The 20,591-nt window shown below is 69.5% G+C and carries 18 protein-coding genes; 14 read left to right on the top strand and 4 right to left on the bottom strand.

Features of this window, described 5'->3' with window-relative positions; translation table 11 throughout:
- Positions 1-92 precede the first annotated feature (92 nt).
- Genes AAIL17_RS07735 through AAIL17_RS07725 form a run of 3 tightly spaced genes read right to left on the bottom strand, consistent with a single transcriptional unit; the run spans position 93 to position 1,889 of the window.
- Positions 93-500 carry a hypothetical protein gene (locus tag AAIL17_RS07735; RefSeq protein ID WP_424682248.1) on the bottom strand — a complete coding sequence of 136 codons (408 nt, stop codon included), beginning with the start codon at positions 498-500 and terminating at the stop codon, positions 93-95.
- The gene (locus AAIL17_RS07730) at positions 500-970 is read right to left on the bottom strand and encodes a DUF962 domain-containing protein (protein ID WP_424682247.1); all 471 of its coding nucleotides are present in this window, start codon (positions 968-970) and stop codon (positions 500-502) included. Before AAIL17_RS07730 ends, AAIL17_RS07735 begins: the two co-directional genes overlap by 1 nt.
- A gap of 22 nt (positions 971-992) precedes the next feature.
- On the bottom strand, positions 993-1,889 hold the full coding sequence (locus tag AAIL17_RS07725) for a phosphoribosylaminoimidazolesuccinocarboxamide synthase (protein ID WP_424682246.1): 897 nt from the start codon (positions 1,887-1,889) through the stop codon (positions 993-995).
- A 177-nt stretch (positions 1,890-2,066) separates the two neighbouring features.
- Here AAIL17_RS07725 and AAIL17_RS07720 point away from each other — a divergent pair, with 177 nt between their 5' ends.
- The 8 genes from AAIL17_RS07720 to AAIL17_RS07685 all read left to right on the top strand — a co-directional run bounded on the left by AAIL17_RS07720 (position 2,067) and on the right by AAIL17_RS07685 (position 9,763).
- The gene (locus tag AAIL17_RS07720) at positions 2,067-2,378 is read left to right on the top strand and encodes a c-type cytochrome (protein WP_424682245.1); all 312 of its coding nucleotides are present in this window, start codon (positions 2,067-2,069) and stop codon (positions 2,376-2,378) included.
- On the top strand, positions 2,375-3,175 hold the full coding sequence (gene djlA / locus AAIL17_RS07715) for a co-chaperone DjlA (protein WP_424682244.1): 801 nt from the start codon (positions 2,375-2,377) through the stop codon (positions 3,173-3,175). Before AAIL17_RS07720 ends, djlA begins: the two co-directional genes overlap by 4 nt.
- Before the next feature lie 99 nt (positions 3,176-3,274).
- Complete coding sequence (gene rpe, locus AAIL17_RS07710) at positions 3,275-3,943, top strand: ribulose-phosphate 3-epimerase (RefSeq protein WP_424682243.1); 669 nt, start codon at positions 3,275-3,277, stop codon at positions 3,941-3,943.
- A gap of 261 nt (positions 3,944-4,204) precedes the next feature.
- Entirely contained in the window at positions 4,205-4,840 is a 636-nt protein-coding gene (locus tag AAIL17_RS07705) for a hypothetical protein (RefSeq protein ID WP_424682242.1), read from the top strand.
- A gap of 287 nt (positions 4,841-5,127) precedes the next feature.
- Entirely contained in the window at positions 5,128-5,937 is an 810-nt protein-coding gene (locus AAIL17_RS07700) for a hypothetical protein (RefSeq protein ID WP_424682241.1), read from the top strand.
- A gap of 492 nt (positions 5,938-6,429) precedes the next feature.
- Positions 6,430-7,119: a proteobacterial dedicated sortase system response regulator gene (gene pdsR / locus AAIL17_RS07695; protein WP_424682240.1), complete on the top strand. Its 690-nt coding sequence runs from the start codon at positions 6,430-6,432 to the stop codon at positions 7,117-7,119.
- Entirely contained in the window at positions 7,116-7,706 is a 591-nt protein-coding gene (locus AAIL17_RS07690) for a hypothetical protein (RefSeq protein WP_424682239.1), read from the top strand. The genes pdsR and AAIL17_RS07690 overlap by 4 nt, the downstream gene beginning before the upstream one ends.
- Positions 7,707-7,738: 32 nt before the next feature.
- The gene (locus tag AAIL17_RS07685; RefSeq protein ID WP_424682238.1) at positions 7,739-9,763 is read left to right on the top strand and encodes an ATP-binding protein; all 2,025 of its coding nucleotides are present in this window, start codon (positions 7,739-7,741) and stop codon (positions 9,761-9,763) included.
- 51 nt (positions 9,764-9,814) lie between these two features.
- Here AAIL17_RS07685 and AAIL17_RS07680 read toward each other — a convergent pair whose 3' ends face one another.
- Complete coding sequence (locus tag AAIL17_RS07680) at positions 9,815-10,999, bottom strand: pilin (RefSeq protein ID WP_424682237.1); 1,185 nt, start codon at positions 10,997-10,999, stop codon at positions 9,815-9,817.
- A 378-nt stretch (positions 11,000-11,377) separates the two neighbouring features.
- On the opposite strand from AAIL17_RS07680, the gene trpE reads away from it, so the two are divergent.
- The 6 genes from trpE (at position 11,378) to AAIL17_RS07650 (ending at position 20,531) form a co-directional block, all read left to right on the top strand.
- Positions 11,378-12,853, top strand: a complete 1,476-nt coding sequence (trpE, locus tag AAIL17_RS07675; RefSeq protein ID WP_424682236.1) for an anthranilate synthase component I — start codon at positions 11,378-11,380, stop codon at positions 12,851-12,853.
- A gap of 282 nt (positions 12,854-13,135) precedes the next feature.
- Positions 13,136-14,659 (top strand): efflux transporter outer membrane subunit, encoded by a 1,524-nt coding sequence (locus AAIL17_RS07670; RefSeq protein WP_424682235.1) that lies wholly within the window; start codon positions 13,136-13,138, stop codon positions 14,657-14,659.
- On the top strand, positions 14,649-15,818 hold the full coding sequence (locus AAIL17_RS07665; RefSeq protein ID WP_424682234.1) for an efflux RND transporter periplasmic adaptor subunit: 1,170 nt from the start codon (positions 14,649-14,651) through the stop codon (positions 15,816-15,818). Before AAIL17_RS07670 ends, AAIL17_RS07665 begins: the two co-directional genes overlap by 11 nt.
- Positions 15,815-18,934: an efflux RND transporter permease subunit gene (locus tag AAIL17_RS07660; RefSeq protein WP_424682233.1), complete on the top strand. Its 3,120-nt coding sequence runs from the start codon at positions 15,815-15,817 to the stop codon at positions 18,932-18,934. The genes AAIL17_RS07665 and AAIL17_RS07660 overlap by 4 nt, the downstream gene beginning before the upstream one ends.
- Before the next feature lie 41 nt (positions 18,935-18,975).
- On the top strand, positions 18,976-20,232 hold the full coding sequence (locus AAIL17_RS07655) for a hypothetical protein (RefSeq protein WP_424682232.1): 1,257 nt from the start codon (positions 18,976-18,978) through the stop codon (positions 20,230-20,232).
- On the top strand, positions 20,229-20,531 hold the full coding sequence (locus AAIL17_RS07650) for a hypothetical protein (protein ID WP_424682231.1): 303 nt from the start codon (positions 20,229-20,231) through the stop codon (positions 20,529-20,531). Before AAIL17_RS07655 ends, AAIL17_RS07650 begins: the two co-directional genes overlap by 4 nt.
- Positions 20,532-20,591: the final 60 nt, after the last annotated feature.

The following is a 20,591-nucleotide window of genomic DNA, read 5'->3' as shown; positions in this document are numbered from 1 at the left end:
TGGCACTCCCCACAAAGAACATCGGGGTGGGCTTCAGCCCACCGCTCGTCGCGGCATTCAAAGCGGTGGGCTGAAGCCCACCCTACGAGGACCTACGCCAGGCTGGTGGCGACGCCGAACGCCACTGCGGTCACCGCCGCCATCGCCATGCAGGCGCTGGTGGGACGGATGCGTCGCGCATCCACGCGTGGGGTGAGCCGCCACAGCAGCAGCGCGCCGACCACCATGTCGACCACCAGCGCCAGCCGCAGCGGCAGCGAGGCGAGCAGCGGGCCGTAGGGCGGCCTCACGTTCCCCTCGTGCGCCGCGGCCAGTCCCACCAGCAGCAGCCCGAGCAGGCTCCACAGCAGGCAGGCGAAATACACGCGGTTGAACACCACGTTGCCGCGTTCGCTCCAGCGCAGCACCGGCCAGGCGACCAGGCTGGCGAACAGGGCGAGAATCGAGCCGTACAGCACCCACCAGAGCAGGGTGCTGAGCAGGGTAAGCAGGATCTGCATCAACTTTGTGCCTTGAAGCCGAGCTTGCGCAGCAGCTTTTCCATCAGCCAGGCGGGCCCGACCAGCAGGTAGGAGAGGTCGGTCAGGAAGCTCGGGCGATGGCCTTCGTAATGGTGGCCGATGAACTGCCCGACCCACGCCACGACGAACACCACCACGGCGGTCCAGCGCAGCCGCACCGGTCCCAGCACTTCGAACAGCCACGCCGTAAACAGCGCCAGCGCCGCGAAGAACACCAGCAGCGCGCCGCCGAGCCGGTGCGAGTGCTTCCAGTACCAGCCGAACGCCAGCACCATCGCGAACACCGCCCAGGCGCCGGGCTTGAGCCAGGCGGCGGGCACCGGCACGGTCCACAGCAGGGCGACCACGGTCCACACGATCGGCGGCACGCAGATCCAGTGCAGGATCTGGTTGATCGGATTGCGGTGGTCGGCGCTGTAGCCGTCGAGCCAGCTCTGCATGCTGCGCATGGTTGCCCCCTTCGTCAGTGGCTCAGTCGAGCCGGATGCCGGCCAGCCGCTCCAGCGCCTCGGCGTACTTGGCACGGGTGCGTTCGATGACCTCGCCCGGCACGCGTGGACCGGGCGCCTTCTTGTTCCAGTCCAGCGTTTCCAGGTAGTCGCGCACGAACTGCTTGTCGTAGCTGGGCGGGCTGATGCCGGTGCGGTATTCGTCGGCCGGCCAGAAGCGCGAGGAGTCCGGCGTGAGCATCTCGTCCATCACGTACAGCTTGCCGTCCGCATCGGTACCGAACTCGAACTTGGTGTCGGCGATGATGATGCCGCGCTCGGCCGCGTAGGCGGCCGCCCAGCGATAGATCGCCAGCGTGGCATCACGCACCTGCTCGGCCAGTTCGCGGCCGACGGCATCGACCACCGCGTCGAAGCTCACGTTCTCGTCGTGGTCGCCCACTGCGGCCTTGGTCGAGGGCGTGAAGATCGGTTCGGGCAGCTGCTGCGCCTGCTTCAACCCCGGCGGCAACGCGATGCCGCAGAGCTTGCCGCTGGCCTGGTAATCCTTCCAGCCCGAGCCGATCAGGTAGCCGCGCGCGATCGCTTCGACCGGCACCGGCTTGAGCCGCCGCGTCACCACCGCGCGGCCGGCGTAGAGCGACAGGTCGGTGCCCTTGGGCAGCACCTCGCCCAGCGGCACCTCGAGCAGGTGGTTGGGGATGATGTGCGCGGTCTTGTCGAACCAGAAGTTGGAGATCTGCGTGAGCATCTCGCCCTTGCCGGGGATCGGGTCGGGCAGCACCACGTCGAAAGCGGACAGGCGGTCGGTGGCGACGATCAGCAGACGGTCGCCAGGAAGCGCGTAGACGTCGCGCACCTTGCCGCGATGGATCAGGTCCAGGCCGGGCAGGTTCGAATGCAGCAGGGTGGTGGGCACGGGCGTTCCGCTGTCGATGGGTGGGAGTGGCCTATTCTAGCGAGTCGCCGTAGGGTGGGCTTCAGCCTGCCGTCGTGCATCGATGGGCTGAAGCCCACCCCGCAGTCCGAGGCTAGGCGGCGCGGCGCTGCTAGAATCGCGCCTTCCCGGGAATCCATCTCGCTGTACGCCCTGCCGATGCGACTCGTCCTGTTCGCGGCGCTCCTGGCCGCCGCTTCGCCTGCCTTTGCCGCAGGCCCCGCCCGTCCGGCCCGGCTGGGGCTGTGTGCCGCCTGCCATGGCGAAACCGGCATCGCGCAGATGCCCGGTGCGCCCAACCTCGCCGGGCAGCGGCTGGACTACCTGCGCAACGCGCTCGCGCAGTACCGCGACGGCCGTCGCGACGTGGCGGTGATGCGCGCGGCGATCGGTCCGGTCAGCGACGCCGAACTGGACGCGCTGGCACGCTGGTACAGCGCGCAGTCGCCGGCCCCACGGGCGCAGCCATGAACTTTTCCTCCACGCTGATCCTGGCGTTCGTCGGCCTGATCCTGGGCCACGGCCTGCCCGGCGCGATCGTCGGCGCGGTGATCGGCTTCGTCATCGACAGCCTGCGCCAGAGCCAGCGCTGGCGCGCCGCGCCGCAGATGGACGGGCTGTACGGCCCGCTGTTCGCCCTGCTCGGCGCGGTGGCCAAGTCGGACGGGCGCGTGTCGGAAGCCGAGATCGCGGTGGCCGAGCGGATGATGACCCGCATGGGCCTGACCGGCGAGCAGCGCAAACAGGCGATCGCCAGCTTCAACCAGGGCAAGCAGCCGGAGTTCGACGTCACGCCGGCGATCGACGGCCTGCGCCGCTGGGTCGGCATGCGCCGCGATCACGCCTTCCCGGTATTGGACGTGGTGATCGAGACCGTGCTGGCCGAGGGCAATCCGCCGCCGGAGAAGATGGGCATCCTGCGCCAGCTCGCCTTCGCCCTGCGCATCAGCGACATGGAGCTGATGGCATTGATGGCGATGAAGGGCTACGCCTGGAACGCCGCCGCCGGCGACCGCCGGCGCGGCACCGGTGGCGGTTACGTGCCGCCGCATCGGGCCACGCACGGCCCCGATCCGTATACCGTGCTCGGCATCGAGCGTGGCGCCGACGAGCGTGCCATCAAGCGCGCCTACCGCAAGCTGATTTCCGAGCACCACCCCGATCGCCTGGGCGACCTGCCCGAGGACATGCGCAAGCGCGCCGAGGCGCGCGCCAGCGAGATCAACGCGGCCTACGAGCGGATCAAGGCCGAAAAAGGCTTCAAATAATCCACGCGTAGGAGCGCATCCTCTGCGCAGAGCCTACGAAGCGGCGACGCCGCACATTCCGGTCGCGCATTTCGGTGCGCTCCTACAGGACAGGCACGCATGAGCAAGCAATCCCCCGTCATCGCCCCCTCCATCCTCTCCGCCGACTTCGCCCGCCTCGGCGAGGACACCGCCAGGGTGCTGGCCGCCGGCGGCGACTGGGTGCATTTCGACGTGATGGACAACCACTACGTGCCCAACCTCACGATGGGTCCGATGGTGCTCAAGGCCCTGCGCGACTACGGCATCAGCGCGCCGATCGACGTGCACTTGATGGTCAGGCCGGTCGACCGCATCGCGCCGGATTTCGCCAAGGCGGGCGCCAGCCTGATCAGCTTCCACCCGGAAGCCAGCGAGCACGTCGACCGCACCCTCGGCCTGATCCGTGACGCCGGCTGCCAGGCCGGGTTGGTGTTCAACCCCGCCACGCCGCTCAACTGGCTGGACCACGTGCTCGACAAGCTGGACCTGGTGCTGATCATGTCGGTCAACCCGGGCTTCGGCGGGCAGAAATTCATCCCCGAGGCGCTGGCCAAGCTGCGCGAGGTGCGCCGGCGCATCGACGAGAGCGGGCGCGCGATCCGGCTGGAGATCGACGGCGGCGTCAGCGCCTCGAACATCGGTGAGATCGCCGCCGCCGGCGCCGATACCTTCGTGGCGGGCTCGGCCATTTTCGGCGCGCCCGACTATGCGCAGGTCATTGCGGCCATGCGCCAAGCCATCGGATGAAGGGCGCCCGCAGGGACGTTTCGCTCGCCGAGGCAGCCATTCGCCCGATTTGCTAGCTTGTGATCGGGGTGAGCCACCTGTAGTCGTGTGAGGGCCATGGATATGGTGCGGACTCTGTTACTGGCTGTAGTGCTTGGGCTTGTTGCTCCCGCCTGCGAGGCACAGACATCCGTGCGACAGGTCGCTTCAGGGGCAGCTCCGCCGGCGCCTGCGTCAGGCGCACCAAGGAATGTCGACTGCCCCGTTGGGTTGGAGCAGGTTTTGCCGGGCGTCTACTATTACTGCGCCGGCGCCAGAAACCTGGCCCTGGGCCATTATGCGAGCGGCCTCAGCCTGCTCGAGGTGGCGGCCGCCTGGGGCAGCAAGCCTGCCCAGTTCACGCTCGGCGTTGCCTACTTCAATGGCGATGTAGCGGCGAAGAACCGGCCGCTGGGGCTGGCCTGGCTGGGATTGGCAGCCGAGCGCAACGACCCAAGCTACCAAGCAATCTTCCAATCGGCCTGGCACAAGGCCACTTCGGCCGAACAGGCAGATGGCAATCGGTTGTGGAGAGCCATGCGATCCAAATATGGCGACGCACACGCAGCGGTGCGAGCCCGGCGCCACTATCTGTACCTTCGCGGCCAAATGATCAGTGGCGAAGCGTTCGGTGCGCACTGGTGCATCGGTGGGTTGACCGGCACGAACATGGCGCGGGCGCATGGCGGGGGACCGCGGGGGCGCGATTCGACCGAAGTGGGCTGTACCAATGAAACCTCCGGCAGTGTCCTGGTGAACCAGATGGACTCCTATGCGGCCAGCTTGTTCGAGGGCATGGAGGGACACGTCACCGTGGGCCCCCTGCAACAGGTACCGGCACCCGCGTCTCCTCGGGAGAAAGCCGGTAAGCAGCACTAGACAGCTGCGTGGCCCTAGATAAAGAAATCCCGGTGCACGAAGGCACCGGGATAAGCGTCGTCGGAATGGGACGCGTTGAGGAGTCCACCAGAGCGGGTGCCTGGCCGTCGCCGGGGTGGCGACGGTGAATCCACGGCAATGGACGACGCCCGCCACTACGACAAGACCGGCGCATCTCCGGTTGGTTCCGCACAGGGAGCAAAAATTTCCGAACCAGGCTTTGGGTTTGTGAGCACGCTTCGTTCACACTGGGGGCGGGGAGGGTGCCGCCACAGGAGATATGGATGATGTCCGGACCGAAGATGATGGCTTCCCTGGTGCTGGGATTCATTGCGCTGGCCGCGCACGCCGGCACGCATATGGCCGCGCTCGCCAGGGCGGGTGGCGATGCCGCACCGATCACTCTGGCCGAGCTCGGCAAGCTCGGCTGCGCGCCCGGGCTGGAGCGCTTTCTGCCCGGCGTCTACTACTACTGCGTGGGCGCCCGCGACCTGGCCAACCACCGCGACGCCAGCGGCGTGGACATGCTCAAGCTGGCGGCCGCCTGGGGCAGCAAGCCGGCGCAGTTCACGCTGGGTGTGGGTTACTACAACGGCGACATCGTGACGCAGGACCGGGTACGCGGCCTGGCTTGGCTCGGCTTGGCCTCCGAGCGCCGCGACCCAAGTTACCAGGCGGTGCTGCGTTCGGCCTGGCAGCAGGCCACGCCGGCAGAGCAGGTGCAAGCTGACGCGCTGTGGAAGGCGATGTTGCCCACCTATGGCGACGCCCGCGCTGCCAGGCGCGCCGAACGGCGCTACCAGCATGAGCGTGACCAGTTGCTTGGTGGTGTCACGCTCGGCCGCCGCGTCTGCATCGCCGGCCTGACCCAGCGCGACATGGTGGCGATTCCTCCACCGAGACGTTCGGGCAGTGCGGCACTCCCCGGGAGTGCCGGACCGTCGGACTTCCAGATGTCGGTCGGCTGCCCCGGCGGCGCCCCGGCCAGTACCGTGCTCCGCCAGCTCGACGGTTTTGCGGGAAGTCTGTTCGACGGCCTGGAGGGACACGTCGTGGTCGGCCCGCTTTCGCCGGTACGGGATCGCGCCAAACCGTAGCGCGCAAAAAAATCCCCTCGCGAGGAGGGGGAAGGAACGGTTGGCTAACGGAGGGTCCTGCAGGGCGCCGTGGGCGGATCAGAGCGGTTGCCAGTCCGGGTCCGGCTCCTCGCCCGCACCCGTCGCGCTTCCCTGCGCGACGGGTGCATCCACGCCTTCCACGGCAAACGGGTCGACATATCCAGCGTTCATGGCCTCACCTCTTCAGTGGATGCCCATCACCAGGCCCAGCAGCAGGGCGCCCAAGGCCAGCGCCACGCGCAGCGGTTCGAAATGGCGCAGTTCGGCGTTCGGGTCGGGCTTGGCGACGGTGGTGTTCATGGCATCTCTCCGGTGACGGTTCCATGGAACCGTCCGGCCGGGCGCGCATCGCGTCAGGCCGCGGGCGAAGCGCGGGCCGGATCGGGCAAAACGCGGGCAGCCGCGCCGCGCGCCTTGCGCCGCGGCAGCGCGCATAGCACGCTGCGCGCCACCACAGGGAGACAGATCGCCATGGGTCGCAGCATCGCCATCGTCGAGGACGAACCGCTCATCCGCGCCAACTACGTCGAGGCGCTCACCCGCTTCGGTTACGACACGCGCGGCTACGGCTCGCGGCAGGACGCCTCCACCGCCTTCGCGATGAAACTGCCGGAGCTGGTGATCATCGACATCGGCCTGGGTGACGAACCCGAGGGCGGATTCGACCTATGCCGCGAGCTGCGCGCCAAGTCCGCCACGCTGCCGATCATCTTCCTCACGGCGCGCGATTCGGACTTCGACGTGATCTCCGGCCTGCGCCTGGGCGCGGACGACTACCTGTCCAAGGACACCAGCCTGCACCAGCTCGCCGCACGCATCGCGGCGCTGTTCCGGCGCATCGAGTCGCTGAAGGCGCCCGCGTCCAGCGAGACGGTGATCGCGCACGGTCCGCTCAAGCTCGAGTCCGAGCGCATGCGCGTGACCTGGAACGACGCGGAGATCCCGCTCACCGTCACCGAGTTCTGGATGGTGCACACGCTGGTGCGCTTTCCCGGCCACGTGAAGAACCGCGACCAGCTGATGCGCGAGGCGGAACTGGTGGTCGACGACGCCACCATCACCTCGCACATCAAGCGCATCCGCAAGAAGTTCGTGGCGGTGGCGCCGGATTTCGACGCGATCGAGACCGTGCACGGCGTGGGCTACCGGTGGAAGCCGTGAGACAGATACAAACGATGGTGGCGGCGGCGCTTCTGATGGCGGCCTCGGTAGCATGGGCAGGTGACAAGCCCGATCCAGGTGTACTTGTCTATGGCAAGCCGGATGGCGACGTGCCTGGTTGGGCGATCATGGCTGATGCACCACTAGGCTGGACGCCGGACTGTTGCACTTATGCTCGCGCCATCGGTGTCAATCTGGTGATGTATCAGGGCGAATGGACCGGCAAACCCGAGCGGGTGATCGTGCTCAACGTATGGCCGCGTAAACTGGCCAGCCTGGATGCCGAGCTGGACGTCGATCGAAAGCAATACCTCCAGCGCGACCCGGCCGCAAAGATGGGCCATTTCCCCGTGCGGCATCGCTCAATGCGATGCAGCGCTGCCGTCTATGAAGGTACCGACCAGTTTGACGACGTAGTGGTGTTTTGCGATCCAGGTCGCGCCACCGGTATCCGATTGAGCTGGTCGATGACCATCGCCGATGCGGACCCGCAGCGGCGTGCACTGCTCGACATGTTCATGCGGGTGGTGGTCAATGCCTCCTACCTGCGTTACGAGAGCGCCCGCGATCAGGCTGGAAAGCGCTAGCCCACGACGCCGGTTTCCCCCAAGCTGACGCAATGAACCTGCGCCGCAAGCTGCTGCTGGTCGCCCTGTGCACGCTGGCCCTGCCGGTGGCAGGCTGGCTGTACGTGCGGCAGATGGAAACGCTGCTGCGCGAAGGGCAGGCGCAGGCGCTGGTGGCGTCTGCGCGGGCGGTGGCGCGCAGCCTGGTGGCGACCGGCGCCGCGCTGCCGCAGGACGCGCACGGCTGGTACGTCGAGCAGGCCGCCACGCCGATCACCATCGACGGCTACGGCGACGACTGGGCGCCGCTGACGCCCTGGAGCCAACCGCTGGGCCCGCGTGGCAGCGTGCTGCTGGCCGAGGACGCCAACGGGTTCTACCTCTACGTGCAGCAGCGCCAGACCCGCCGCGTGCGCGCCGACGCGGACGATCCCGGCGCGTTGCGCGCGGACCACGTGATCCTCGAACTCGACCGTGGCGACACGCGCCTGCGCTACCTGCTGGCCAGTGCCGCACCGGGGAGTTTCACCGCGCGGCTGCTCGATCCGCCGGTGGCCGACTGGCCGGACCACCTCGCCGGCCAGTGGCAGGAAGACGGCGGCGGCTGGCGCCTGGAGCTGCGGCTGCCGCGCCCGCTGGTGGCGGACCGGCTGGGCCTGGGCCTGTACGACGGCACGGTCGGCGGCGATCCGCTGGCGGTCGAGGCGCGCCCGCTGTGGCATTACTCGCCGACACTGGCGCAGGAGCTGGACCGCCTGGCGCCGGAGCAGACCCGGGCCCGCGTGCTTGCGCCCACCGGCTGGCTGCTGGCGCAGAGCGGGCGCCTGCAGGCCGGCGGCCCACAGCCGGGCTGGTTCGCCGCGCTGGTGTATCGCGCGCTGCTCGCCAATCCGGTCGAGGACGCTGCGCCCTGGGCCCAGGATGCACCGCGCCTGGACCTGCCGGAAATCGCCCGCGCCCGCGCCGGCGAGCCGGCCATCGCATGGCGTGACGGCGAAACGCGCGCCAGCGTAGTGCTCGCCGCGGCCGTGCCGATCGGCGCGCCCGGCCATGTGCGCGGCGTGCTGCTGCTCGAACAGGCCAGCACCACCGTGCCGCTGCTGGCGAACCGCGCGCTGCTCACCCTGCTGCTGACCAGTTTCGGCGTGCTGCTGGTGGCCGGCGGCATCCTGCTGTGGTTCGCCACGCGCCTGAGTCTTCGGCTGGGCCGCCTGCGCGACGCCGCCGAGCGCGCGCAGATGGCCGACGGCCGCGTCGGAGGCCTGTTCGCGCAGGGCCGCTTCCCGCTCACCGCGGCGCCGGACGAGATCGGCGACCTGGCGCGCAGCTTCGAGCGGCTGTTCGAAGCGGTCGGCGGCTACACCGACTACCTGCGCACACTGGCCTCCAAGCTCTCGCACGAACTCAACACGCCGCTGGCGATCGTCAAGAGTTCACTGGACAACCTCGAGCATGCACTGCAGGCCAACGATGCGCTGCCGCCGGAGGCGCGCCCGTACCTGGCGCGTGCGCACGATGGCGTGGCGCGGCTGGGCACGCTGGTGCGCGCGATGAGCGAGGCCAGCCGCATGGAGCGAGCCATCGCCGCCGCCGAAGCCGAGGACGTCGACCTGCGCGCCGTGGTGCGCGGTTGCGCCGAGGCCTACCGCCCGTTGATCGGCGCCCGCGAGCTTTCCTGCCGGTTGCCCGACGCGCCGCTGCCGATGCACTGCGCGCCCGAGCTGATCGCCCAGGCGCTGGACAAGCTGCTCGACAACGCGCTCTCGTTCACGCCGGCCGACGGCTGGCTGCGCCTGACGCTGCTCGCCCGCGAGGATGGCGCCGAAATCACCCTCGCCAACCAGGGCCCGCCGCTGCCCGCGGCGATGCAGGCGCGCCTGTTCGACTCGCTGGTCAGCCTGCGCGACAAGGCCACTCCGGGCGACGCGCCGCACCTGGGCCTGGGGCTGTACGTGGTGCGGCTGGTCGCCGAACGCCACGGCGGCAGCGCCAGCGCCGGCAACCTGGAGGATGGCAGCGGCGTGGCCTTCACCCTGCGTTTGCGCAACATGCCGCGCCAGCGGCTGGGCGTGGCCTGAGCAGGCGACGCTTCCGGCAGCCGCGTGCGGCGCCCGCCGGAAACCCCAGGATCAGGAACGGCATTGCAAGGGCAGATAGCGGCTGTCGATGTCCGGGCTCTCGCAGGTCCATACGATCGCGCCATCCTGCCCATGGGCAATCAGCGCCAGTCGCCCATTGCGCAGGGGCACGGGCGCTCGCTCGCCGAAGGTGGCCACCAACACCGTGCCTTCGTCGGCGGCCAGCACGGTGAAGCCGGCCAAGTTGCCGCTGGCGTATTCGTCGGCGTCCCGAAGCCCCGCCTGCGCGTTGCTCTGCGGCCATGCGCGGTTGCGCCCCACGGCCTCGACGATCTGCGCCTTGAGCGGTTCGGCCTGCGACAGCACGCTGGCGACCTGCGCACGCAGCGCGTAGTCCTGGTAGGACGGAACCGCTACGGCCGCCAGGATCCCGATCGTGAAGGGGATGCCCAGGAGCAGCCAGAACACGCCCTTGGAGGCCTTCGGCGCGGTCTGCCCGGTGCGCTGCCAGCGCGCCAGCCAGGACAACTGGCCCTGCAGGTACAGGGTGTTGAAGAAGAACAGCGTCACGCCGCCGATCTCCACCGGCACCCGGTAGCCTTCCATCTCCCGCTTGATCGAGCCGGCCATCGAGAAGTAGGCCGCCACGTAGAGCACGAAGTAGGCGAGCATCAGCAGGCTGCCGAAGCCCACCATGCCTGGATGCGCACCGTCGCCCTGCGGCGAGGGCGTGCCCGCCAGGACCAGGAAGTAGCCGAGGAAATAGCAGGTGATGGAAAGGCCGAGCATCAGCTTGGCGTTGCTTTCCCCGTCGATGCGGCGCACCCAGTTGGCCTGGATGAACGGCCACACGATGCCGAAGATGCCCAGCGTGAGGATGGTGAACAGCACCACCAGGCCCCAGTGCAGCGACGGCGGTGTCGGCAACGATCTGCGGTCCACATAGGCCTGTTGCTGGTCGCGGCGGCGCGCATCCATGGCGGCCGCCCAGTCGTCCGACTGCGGCGCAGTGCCGCTGAAGGATGCGGGGTGGGAGGCCATGGGCGGCGGCGCCGGCGGCGGGGCCGCTTTGCGCTCGCCAAGCAGCGTCGCCAGCGGCACCCAGTCGGGCATGCCCTTGCGCCAGGCGACGGCGTCGCGGCCGAACCTGCCTTCCGCCACCCAGCGGCGCACCTCGGCCTCGCCATAGGGGCCTTGTTGCTTGCCGTCCTGGCCTACCCAGATACCTTCTTCCATCGGATTCCCCTCGTGGTGTGGTTGCTTGAACTTCCCGTTCGTTGGCGCGCAGCCGCCCGCGCCTGCGTGTGTCGCGGGCGGTGCAGGTCGGTGGTTTCAGCCGGTTCCGGCGGCGCCGCGCGCGCCGGAGAGCGGGCGGTGTTGCACGCGCCCGTTCATGGATGAAGACGTCGGAGCGGCGCGCGACGAGGCGCCGCCGTCCATCGCCCCGGCCCGTAAGCCGGAGAGCTTCATGTCGCAACGATCCACGCTGTTCCCCCTTCCCTGTCCGCAAGATTAAGCGGACGGCTTTTCGCGCCGCAAGCCTCGCCTGCCTCGATGCCAACGGCGGCGATGGACTGCTATCTTGATGGGCCGTTCCCATCGCGAATCGCGCCCGTGATCTCCCGAGAATCGTTCGACGCGCTGGCTGCCGAAGGCCACACGCGCATCCCGCTGGTGCGCGAGGTGTTCTCCGACCTCGACACGCCGCTGTCGGTGTACCTGAAGCTTGCCGACGGCCCGTACACCTTCCTGTTCGAATCGGTCGAGGGCGGCGCCACCTGGGGACGCCATTCGATCATCGGCCTCCCGGCGAAGCGCGTGTACCGCCTGCGCGGGCACGAACTGGAGGTGGAGGATGCGGGCGAAGTGGTCGAGAGGCGCCACCTCGACGATCCGCTGGGCGAGATCGAAAAGCTGCGCGCGCAGTACGACGTGCCGCGCCTGCCGGAACTGCCGGCCTTCACCGGCGGCCTGGTCGGTTATTTCGGCTTCGAGACGATCGGCTACATCGAGCCGCGGCTGGCGCAGTGGGACCGTCCCGACGAGCTGGGCACGCCCGACGTGCTGCTGATGCTGGCCGAGGAAGTCGCAGTGTTCGACAACCTCAAGGGGCGCCTGTACCTGATCGTGCACGCCGACCCTTCGCAGCCGCAGGCCTACGCGCAGGCGCAGCGGCGGCTCGACGCGCTGGTCTACCGCCTGCGCCAGGGCGGCGCGTCGTATCCGCAGCTCAACCAGTCCGTCGCGCTGGACGAGGGCGACTTCACGTCCTCCTTCACCAGGCCCGAGTTCGAGGCGATGGTGGAGAAGGCCAAGGAGTACATCCGCGCCGGCGACATCTTCCAGGTGGTGCCCTCGCAGCGCCTCTCGGTGGGCTTCAACGCGCGGCCGGTGGACGTGTACCGCGCGCTGCGCGCGCTCAATCCCTCGCCGTACATGTACTTCGTCGACCTCGGCGCCACGCAGATCGTCGGCTCCTCGCCGGAAATCCTGGCGCGCCTGAAGGACGGCAAGGTGGTGGTGCGTCCGCTGGCCGGCACGCGCAAGCGCGGTGCGACGGAGGAAGAGGACCGCGCGCTGGAGGCCGAGCTGCTGGCCGACCCGAAGGAACGCGCCGAACACGTCATGCTGATCGACCTGGGACGCAACGACATCGGCCGGATCAGCGAAACGGGCTCGGTCGAGGTGAGCGAGTCGTTCGTGATCGAGCGCTACTCGCACGTCATGCACATCGTCTCGCAGGTGCAGGGCAGGGCGCGCCCGGACCTTTCCTACATGGACGTGCTCAAGGCCACCTTTCCCGCCGGCACGCTCTCCGGCGCGCCGAAGATCCGTGCGCTGGAAATCATCCAGGAGCTCGAACCCTACAAGCGCAACATCTACGCCGGCGCGATCGGCTGGATCGGCTGGTGGGGCGACGCCGACACTGCCATCGCCATCCGCACCGCGGTGATCCAGGACGGCCGCCTGCACGTGCAGGCCGGCGCAGGCATCGTCTACGACTCCGATCCGGCGGCCGAATGGGAGGAGACGATGAACAAGGGACGAGCACTGTTCCGCGCCGTGGCGCAGGCGGCCAAGGGCCTCTGAAAGCCGCCGCCGCGCCGCCTGGCCGGAAACTCCACGCATGCCCAGAGCTAGCTCCCTCTCCCCTCCGGGGAGAGGGTTGGGGTGAGGGGCCGGGGCTCGCCCGACGCCCAATCCAAGCGGACTCTGCTTTATAGGGTCACCATCGGCAGATTCGCTTCCTTGGCGGCCTCACCATGCCGCGCCACGCAAGAACTTTCGCTCACACGCATGACTTCCGGCATGCCGTGACCACCCTGCAACGTTATATCGTTTCGGACTTCTATCCCTCCGAAGATCCGCCGCATGATCAAGCCGTCCGCTGCCGTGCTGGCCTCGCTGCTGCTGGCCGGATGCGCAGTGGGCCCGGACTTCCAGCGTCCCGCGGCACCGTCCGTCCGCAGCTACACCGCCACGCCGGTGGAAACGACGGCCGCCAGCGCGGGCGTGCAGGGCGGCGAGTCGCAGCATTTCGAGCGCGGCGGCGACATGCCCGCCCAGTGGTGGCAACTGTTCCACTCGCAGCCACTGGATGCGCTGATCAAGCAGGCGCTGGCCAGCAACCCGGATCTCAAGGCCGCGCAGGCCGCGTTGCTCTCGGCGCGGGAAACCGCGCTGGCCGGCCGCGGCGCCTACTACCCCAGCGTCGGCGTGGGCGTCTCGGCCAACCGCCAGCAGGATCCGCCCGGCGCACTGGCACCGGTGCCCAGCTCCAACGCCTCGCTGTACAACCTGCTCACGGCGCAGGTGAGCGTGTCCTACATGCCCGACGTGTTCGGCTTGAACCGGCGCACGGTCGAATCACTCGAAGCGCAGGCGCAGGCCGCGCGCTACGAGATGATCGCCACCGACATCGCGCTCGGCGCCAACGTGGCGGTCACCGCGATCCAGGTCGCCTCGCTGCGCGAGCAGCTCAAGGCCACGCAGGAACTGGCCGGCATCAATGCGCACGTGCTCTCGATCATGCGCTACCAACTGGCCAAGGGTTACATCGGACGGCTGGACGTGGCCGCGCAGGAAACCCAGCTGGCGCAGGTAAACGCCTCGCTGCCGGCGCTGCGCACGCAACTGGCGCAGCAGCAGCACCGGCTGGCCGTGCTCGCCGGCCGCTTTCCCAGCGAGGGCGCGGCCGTGACGTTCGACCTCGCCGGCCTGCAACTGCCGCAGGAGCTGCCGCTCAGCCTGCCCTCGACGCTGGTCGCGCAGCGGCCGGACGTGCTGCAGGCGCAGGCCAACCTGCATGCGGCCAGTGCGCAGGTCGGCGTCGCCATCGCCAACCGGCTGCCCAACCTCACGCTGAGCGCCGACGCCGGCAGCACGGCGCTGGCGATCGGCCAGTTGTTCAAGTCGGGCACCGGCTTCTGGGGGCTGGGCGCCGAGCTGGCCGCGCCGGTGTTCGAGGGCGGCTCGCTGAAGCATCAGGAGCGCGCCGCCAAGGCCGCCTACACGCAGGCGGCCGAGCAATACCGCAGCACGGTGCTGGCCGCGTTCGAGGATGTCGCCGACACGCTGACCGCGCTGCAGCAGGACGCGCAGGCGCTGCAGGCTGCCACGGCCGCCGACAAGGCCGCGCGCGTCACGCTGGATCTCTCGCAACGGCAATGGAAGGACGGCTATGCCGGCTACCTCGCCGTGCTCGGCGCCGAGCAGGCCGCGCTGCAGGCGCGCATCGGCCTGGTGCAGGCACAGGCCAGCCGCTACGCCGACACGGTGGCGCTGTTCCAGGCGCTCGGCGGTGGCTGGTGGCACCGCGCCGACCTGGCGCAGGACGGGGACGCTCCCGTCACCGCGGCCGATACGACTTCAACCAGGGGTGACCATGAACACTGACCGCGCTCGCAGGTTGCCGCGGCGTCCGGTACGCGCGCTCATCGCCGCCACCATGCTGGCCATGGCCGGCCTGCTCGGCGGCTGCGGCTCGTCCACGGACAAGCCCGCGCCGTCTGCCGACACGCCGCACAACGCCACGCTGACCGCCGCGCAACGCCAGCACGTCACGCTCGCCGCGATCGCCGCGGCACCGTTCCACAAGGCGATCGAGGCGACCGGCGTGGTCGATTTCGACAACGACCAGGCGACCAGCGTGCTGGCGCCGTTCTCCGGCCCGGTCACGCAACTGCTGGTGAGCGCCGGCCAGCACGTCGACAAGGGACAGCCGCTGGCGCGGGTCAATTCGCCCGACTACGCCGCCGCCGTCGGCGCCTACGCCAAGGCGCTGGTCGCCGCCCGCAACACGCGCCGCCTGGCCGATGCCGACCGCGACCTGGGCGCGCACGAAGGCCTGCCACGGCGCGAACTGGAGCAAGCCCTGACCGACGCTGCGAGCGCCGATGCCGATCGCGACGCCGCACGGCAGGCGCTGCTCGCGCTCGACGCCGATCCGCAGACGATCAAGGCGCTCCAGTCCGGCAAGCCGCTGGCACACGTCGAGGCGGTAATCCGCGCGCCGGTCGCCGGCACCGTGGCGGAGAAGCTGATCACGCCCGGCCAGTTGCTGCAGGCCGGCAGCACCGCCTGCTTCACCGTCGCCGACCTCTCGCGCATGTGGGTGATGGCGCAGGTGTCGCCCGCCGAACTGGCCGCAGTACGCCTCGGCGATCCGGCCGATATCGAGGCCGGCAGCGCCGGCGCGCTGCAGGGCACGGTGGACAACATCGGCGCGGTGGTCGACCCGGACACGCGCGCGGTGCCGGTGCGCGTGCGCGTGGACAACGCGAAGGGGCTGCTCAAGAAGCAGATGTACGTGCGCGTGCGCATCCGGTCGCGCCAGGCCGAGCGCGGCCTGCTGGTGCCGGTGTCGGCGGTCCTGCGCGACGATGAGAACCTGCCGTTCGTCTACGTCGCGCAGCGCGACGGCAGCTTCGCGCGGCGCCGCGTGACGCTGGGCTACCGCGCCGGCGACCGCTACCAGGTGTCCGCGGGCCTCAAGGCCGGTGAACAGGTGGTGGCGCAGGGCGGCCTGTTCGTCCAGTTCATGCAAAGCCAATGAGCGATCACCTGCCTCCGATGCCGCCACGCTCGGCGTCGCTGATGAACCGCCTGGTCGGTGCCTCGCTGGGCCAGCGCCTGCTGGTTGCGCTGCTGACGCTGGTGCTGGTCGGCGCCGGCATCCGCGCGCTGCAGCGCCTGCCGGTGGACGCCTATCCGGACCTGTCGCCGCCCAGCGTGGACATCGTCACGCAGTGGCCCGGCCACACCGCCGAGGAAGTCGAGCGGCTGATCACGGTGCCGGTCGAGCGCGGCATGACCGGCATCCCCAGGACCACCAGCACGCGCTCGGTGTCGCTGTACGGCCTGTCGGACGTGACGCTCAACTTCGCCGGCGGCAGCGACTACCAGCTCGACCGCCAGGAAGTGTTCAACCGCATCGGCGACCTGGAACTGCCCGACGGCACCGTGCCGTCGGTCTCGCCGATGTCCTCGCCCTCGGGGCTGATCTACCGCTACGTGCTCGAGAGCTCCGACCGCACGCCGGCGGAACTGAAAACCTTCGAGGACTGGGTGATCGAACCGCAGTACCGCGCCGTGCCCGGCGTGGCGGACGACTCCGGCTTCGGCGGCGGCACGATGCAGTACCAGGTGCTGCTCGATCCGGTGAAGCTCGCCGGCACCGGACTCACCGCGACGCAGGTGCAGGCCGCGCTCGCGGCGAACAACGCCAATGCCGGCGGCGGCTTCTACTCGCAGGGCGGGCAGTTCTACTACGTGCGCGGCGAAGGCCGCCTGCGCTCGCTGGAGGACATCGGCAACGTGGTGCTGGCCGTGCACGACGGCAAGCCGGTGCTGGTCAGGGACGTCGGCCGCGTCGCCATCGGCATCGCGCCGCGGCTGGGCGAGTTCGGCTATGAGAACCAGGACGATGCGGTGGAAGGCGTGATCTCGCTGCGCACCGGCGAGAAGACCCAGGACGTGCTCAGGCGCGTCGAGGCGAAGACGAAGGAGCTCAACGAACACGTCCTGCCGAGCGACATCAGGATCCACCCGTTCTACGACCGCAGCGACCTGGTCGCGCTGACCACGCGTATCGTCCGCGAGAACCTGGTGCGCGGCATGCTGCTGGTGGTCGTGGTGCTGATCTTCTTCCTCTACGACGTGCGCGCCGGCCTGATCGTGGCGGCCACCATCCCGCTCGCGCTGCTGTTCGCCTTCACCTGCCTGGACCTGCAGGGCGCCTCGGCCAACCTGCTGTCGATCGGCGCGGTCGACTTCGGCATCCTGGTCGACGCGGCGGTGGTGATGGTGGAGAACATCTACCGGCAGCTCGCCGACCGGCAGGGCGAGAAGTTCGACGTCGTCGAGATCATCCGCGACGCGGCCGCCGAGGTGGACCGGCCACTGTTCTACGCGGTGGCGGTGATCGTGGTGAGCTTCCTGCCGATCTACGTGCTGTCCGGCCCGTCCGGCACGCTGTTCAAGCCGATGGCCGACACCATGGTGTTCGCGCTGGTCGGCTCGCTGATCGTCACGCTGACGCTGCTGCCGGTGCTGTGCTCCTGGTTCATGCGCAAGGGCGTGCGCGAGCGGCGCAACGCGATCTTCGAGGCGATCAAGTCGGCCTATGCCAGGGGACTCGACGTCTGCCTGGCGCACGCGCGCGGCACCATCGTCGCCTCGGCCCTGCTGCTGGGCGCCTCGCTGCTGCTGATCCCCGGCATCGGCGCCGAGTTCATGCCGCACCTGGACGAGGGCGCGCTGTGGGTGCGCGCGACCATGCCCTACACCATCTCGTTCGACGAGTCGGCGAAAATCACCCCGCAGATCCGGGAGATCCTGCACTCGTTCCCGGAGGTCACCACGGTCGCCTCGGAGCTGGGTCGCCCGGATGACGGCACCGACGCCACCGGCTTCTTCAACGTCGAGTTCTACGTCGCGCTCAAGCCGTACTCCGAGTGGCGCGGCGCCTACCGCACCAAGCCCGAGCTGATCGCCGCGATCAACAGGAAGCTCCAGGCCTTCCCCGGCATCATCTTCAACTACACGCAGCCGGCCGAGGACGCGGTGGACGAGGCCGAGACGGGCCTGAAGAGCGCGCTGGCGGTGAAGGTGTTCGGGTCGGACCTGGACACGCTGCAGAAGAAGGGCAAGGCGATCAAGCACGTGCTCGAGCACGTGCGCGGCATCCACGACGTGTCGCTGGTGCAGGAGCTCGGGCAGCCGTCCCTCAGCATCGTCATCGACCGCGCCGCGATCGCCCGCTACGGCCTCAACGTGGACGACCTCAACGGGCTGATCACCACCGCCATCGGCGGCGACGTGGCCACGCAGGTAATCCAGGGCGAGAAGCAGTTCGACCTGGTGGTGCGGCTGGACAAGGCCTACCGCGACGATCCGCAGGCGATCGGGGACATCCTGGTCGCCACGCCCGGCGGCCAGCAGATCCCGCTCAGGACGCTGGCGGACATCCACGTCACCGACGGCGCTTCCTTCATCTACCGCGAGAACAACTCGCGCTACATCGGCGTGCAGTTCTCGGTGGAAGGCCGCGACCTGGCCGGCGCGGTGGAAGACGCGATGGCGCAGGTCGGCAAGCAGGTCAAGCTGCCGCAGGGCTACCGCGCCGACTGGGGCGGCGAGTACTCCGAGTACACCGCCTCGCGCGCGCAGCTCAACGTGATCGTGCCGCTGACGCTGGCGCTGATCTTCCTGCTGCTGTTCACGCTGTACAGCAACTTCAAGTTCCCGTTCATCACCGTGCTCGGCGTGGTGCTGTCGGCGCCGGTCGGCGGTCTGGTGGCGCTGTGGCTTACCGGCACGCCGTTCTCGGTGTCCTCGGGGATCGGTTTCCTGGCGCTGTTCGGCGTCTCGGTGCAGACGGCGGTGGTGTACATCTCCTATGTCAACGAACTGCGCCGCAACGGCACGCCGCTGGACGAGGCGATCCGCGAGGCGGCGATCCTGCGCCTGCGCCCGATCATGATGACCGCGCTGGTCGCCGCGCTCGGCCTGCTGCCGGCGGCGCTGGCCACCGGCGTGGGCACCGACACGCAGCGGCCGTTCGCGCTGGTGATCGTCAGCGGCCTGTTCACCCGGTTGCTGATCAGCGTGTTCCTGATGCCGGCGCTGTACGCCGTGGTGGCGCGGCCGCAGGATCGGCTGGAGGTGTAGCCCCGCTACACTCGCAGTCCGGTCACTGCACGGGAAGACACATGCACCGCGACTGCGCCCCAAGGCGAAGCGCCCTCCGCAGGCCAGGCGTCCGACGCCTGGCCACGCTGCTGCTGGGCCTGCTGGTCCCGGCCGCTGCCGTTGCCGTGGACTGGCCGGACACGCCACTGGCCCGCACCGAGGCGCTGGCGCTGCTGCAGACGCTCAATGCCGACCTGCTCAGCCACGACAGCGCCACTCTGACGCTGGAGCGCTGGTGCAGCGCGCACCGCATGGCTTCGCCGGCCACGGTGTTCGCGCGTCGCGTGCATGGCGAAGACAAGCCGCTGCCGCCGGACCTGCGCGCGCAATTGGCCATCGGTGCACACGAGCCGGTGCGCTACCGCCGCGTGCAACTGGCCTGCGGCGACCACGTGTTGTCCGAGGCGGACAACTGGTACCTGCCAGGTCGCCTCACCGCGGCGATGAACCGCGAGCTCGACAGCAGCGATACGCCATTCGGCAAAGTGGTGCGGTCGCTGCACTTCCGCCGCAAGACGCTGGCGGCCACGCTGTTGTGGTCGCCGCTGCCCGCCGGCTGGGAGATGCGTGCTGCGCCAGCGCCGACCGACGCCGCGGGCACGCTGGCGATACCGCATCAAGTGCTGCAACACCGGGCGTTGCTCTATGACGCGTCCGGCCATCCGTTCAGCGCCCTGGTGGAGACCTACACCGACCAGGTGCTGGCGTTCCGAGCGGCACCGGCCACGCCCGGGCTGGCGTTGAGCGGCGAGGCCACGCTGCACCTGCCCGACCGGGTCTCGACCCGGTATTCCGAAGTGCGCCTGGCGGTGTCTCCCGACGGCGACACCGAATTGTGGGGCAGCGTCGACCGTCCCGGTGGCCCGGGTGGCTGGGACATCTGGATGGTCCGCCGCGAACAAGGCCGCTGGAGCGCGCCGATGCCGGTGTCGTTCGACACGCCGGCCAACGAATTCGATCCGGCCTTCAGCGCGGACGGGCGCGCCGTGTGGTTCTTCTCCAACCGCCCCGGCGGGCTGGGCGGGGACGACATCTGGTCGGCGCCGTTCGACCCGGCGAGCGGACGCTTCGGCACGCCGCGCAACGCCGGTCCGGCGATCAACTCGGCCGGCGACGAATGGGCGCCGTCGCCTTCCGCGGACGGTAACCATCCGCGGACGGTAACCATCTGCTGTTTTCGACCAATGGCCGCGGCGGCGCGGGGCGCCACGATCTTTTTCTCGCCGCGCGCCACGAGGGCGCCTGGCGGGCCGCCGTGCCGCTGCCGGGCGAGGTGAATACCGCCCAGGACGAGTTCGACGCCACCTTCGTGGACGGCGGCCGCGTGCTCATCTACACGCGTGCCCCCGACGTGGACAACGATCCGGCCGAGCTGTGGTTCGCCGTGCGCGGCGCCGACGGCGGCTACCACCAGCTGCGGCGCCTGGACGCACGCATCAACGCCGCCGGCGGCTGGGCGATGGGCCCGGCGACCGACCCGCGCCGGCCGGGCGTGCTGCTCTTCTCCGGCAAGCGGCCCGAGCTGTCGCGAGGCCGCTCGGACATCTACGAGATCCGCTTCGACGCGCAGCCCTGAGCGCCATCGCGAGGGCTGCGCCGTCGCACTGGCTGCGACGCCAGGCCGGTATCATCGCCC

The organism is Frateuria sp. YIM B11624, assembly GCF_049727805.1.
GTDB lineage: Bacteria > Pseudomonadota > Gammaproteobacteria > Xanthomonadales > Rhodanobacteraceae > Frateuria_A.
This window is presented reverse-complemented; position numbering and strand designations above follow the sequence as displayed.

Bases quoted from the DNA above. Each gene is read 5' to 3' on its own strand.
- AAIL17_RS07735 (WP_424682248.1), bottom strand. From the start codon at position 500: ATGCAGATCCTGCTTACCCTGCTCAGCACCCTGCTCTGGTGGGTGCTG.
- AAIL17_RS07655 (WP_424682232.1), top strand. From the start codon at position 18,976: ATGCACCGCGACTGCGCCCCAAGGCGAAGCGCCCTCCGCAGGCCAGGC.
- djlA (WP_424682244.1), top strand. From the start codon at position 2,375: ATGAACTTTTCCTCCACGCTGATCCTGGCGTTCGTCGGCCTGATCCTG.
- AAIL17_RS07670 (WP_424682235.1), top strand. From the start codon at position 13,136: ATGATCAAGCCGTCCGCTGCCGTGCTGGCCTCGCTGCTGCTGGCCGGA.
- rpe (WP_424682243.1), top strand. From the start codon at position 3,275: ATGAGCAAGCAATCCCCCGTCATCGCCCCCTCCATCCTCTCCGCCGAC.
- AAIL17_RS07730 (WP_424682247.1), bottom strand. From the start codon at position 970: ATGCGCAGCATGCAGAGCTGGCTCGACGGCTACAGCGCCGACCACCGC.
- AAIL17_RS07680 (WP_424682237.1), bottom strand. From the start codon at position 10,999: ATGGAAGAAGGTATCTGGGTAGGCCAGGACGGCAAGCAACAAGGCCCC.
- AAIL17_RS07685 (WP_424682238.1), top strand. From the start codon at position 7,739: ATGAACCTGCGCCGCAAGCTGCTGCTGGTCGCCCTGTGCACGCTGGCC.
- pdsR (WP_424682240.1), top strand. From the start codon at position 6,430: ATGGGTCGCAGCATCGCCATCGTCGAGGACGAACCGCTCATCCGCGCC.
- AAIL17_RS07720 (WP_424682245.1), top strand. From the start codon at position 2,067: ATGCGACTCGTCCTGTTCGCGGCGCTCCTGGCCGCCGCTTCGCCTGCC.
- AAIL17_RS07660 (WP_424682233.1), top strand. From the start codon at position 15,815: ATGAGCGATCACCTGCCTCCGATGCCGCCACGCTCGGCGTCGCTGATG.
- AAIL17_RS07700 (WP_424682241.1), top strand. From the start codon at position 5,128: ATGTCCGGACCGAAGATGATGGCTTCCCTGGTGCTGGGATTCATTGCG.
- AAIL17_RS07665 (WP_424682234.1), top strand. From the start codon at position 14,649: ATGAACACTGACCGCGCTCGCAGGTTGCCGCGGCGTCCGGTACGCGCG.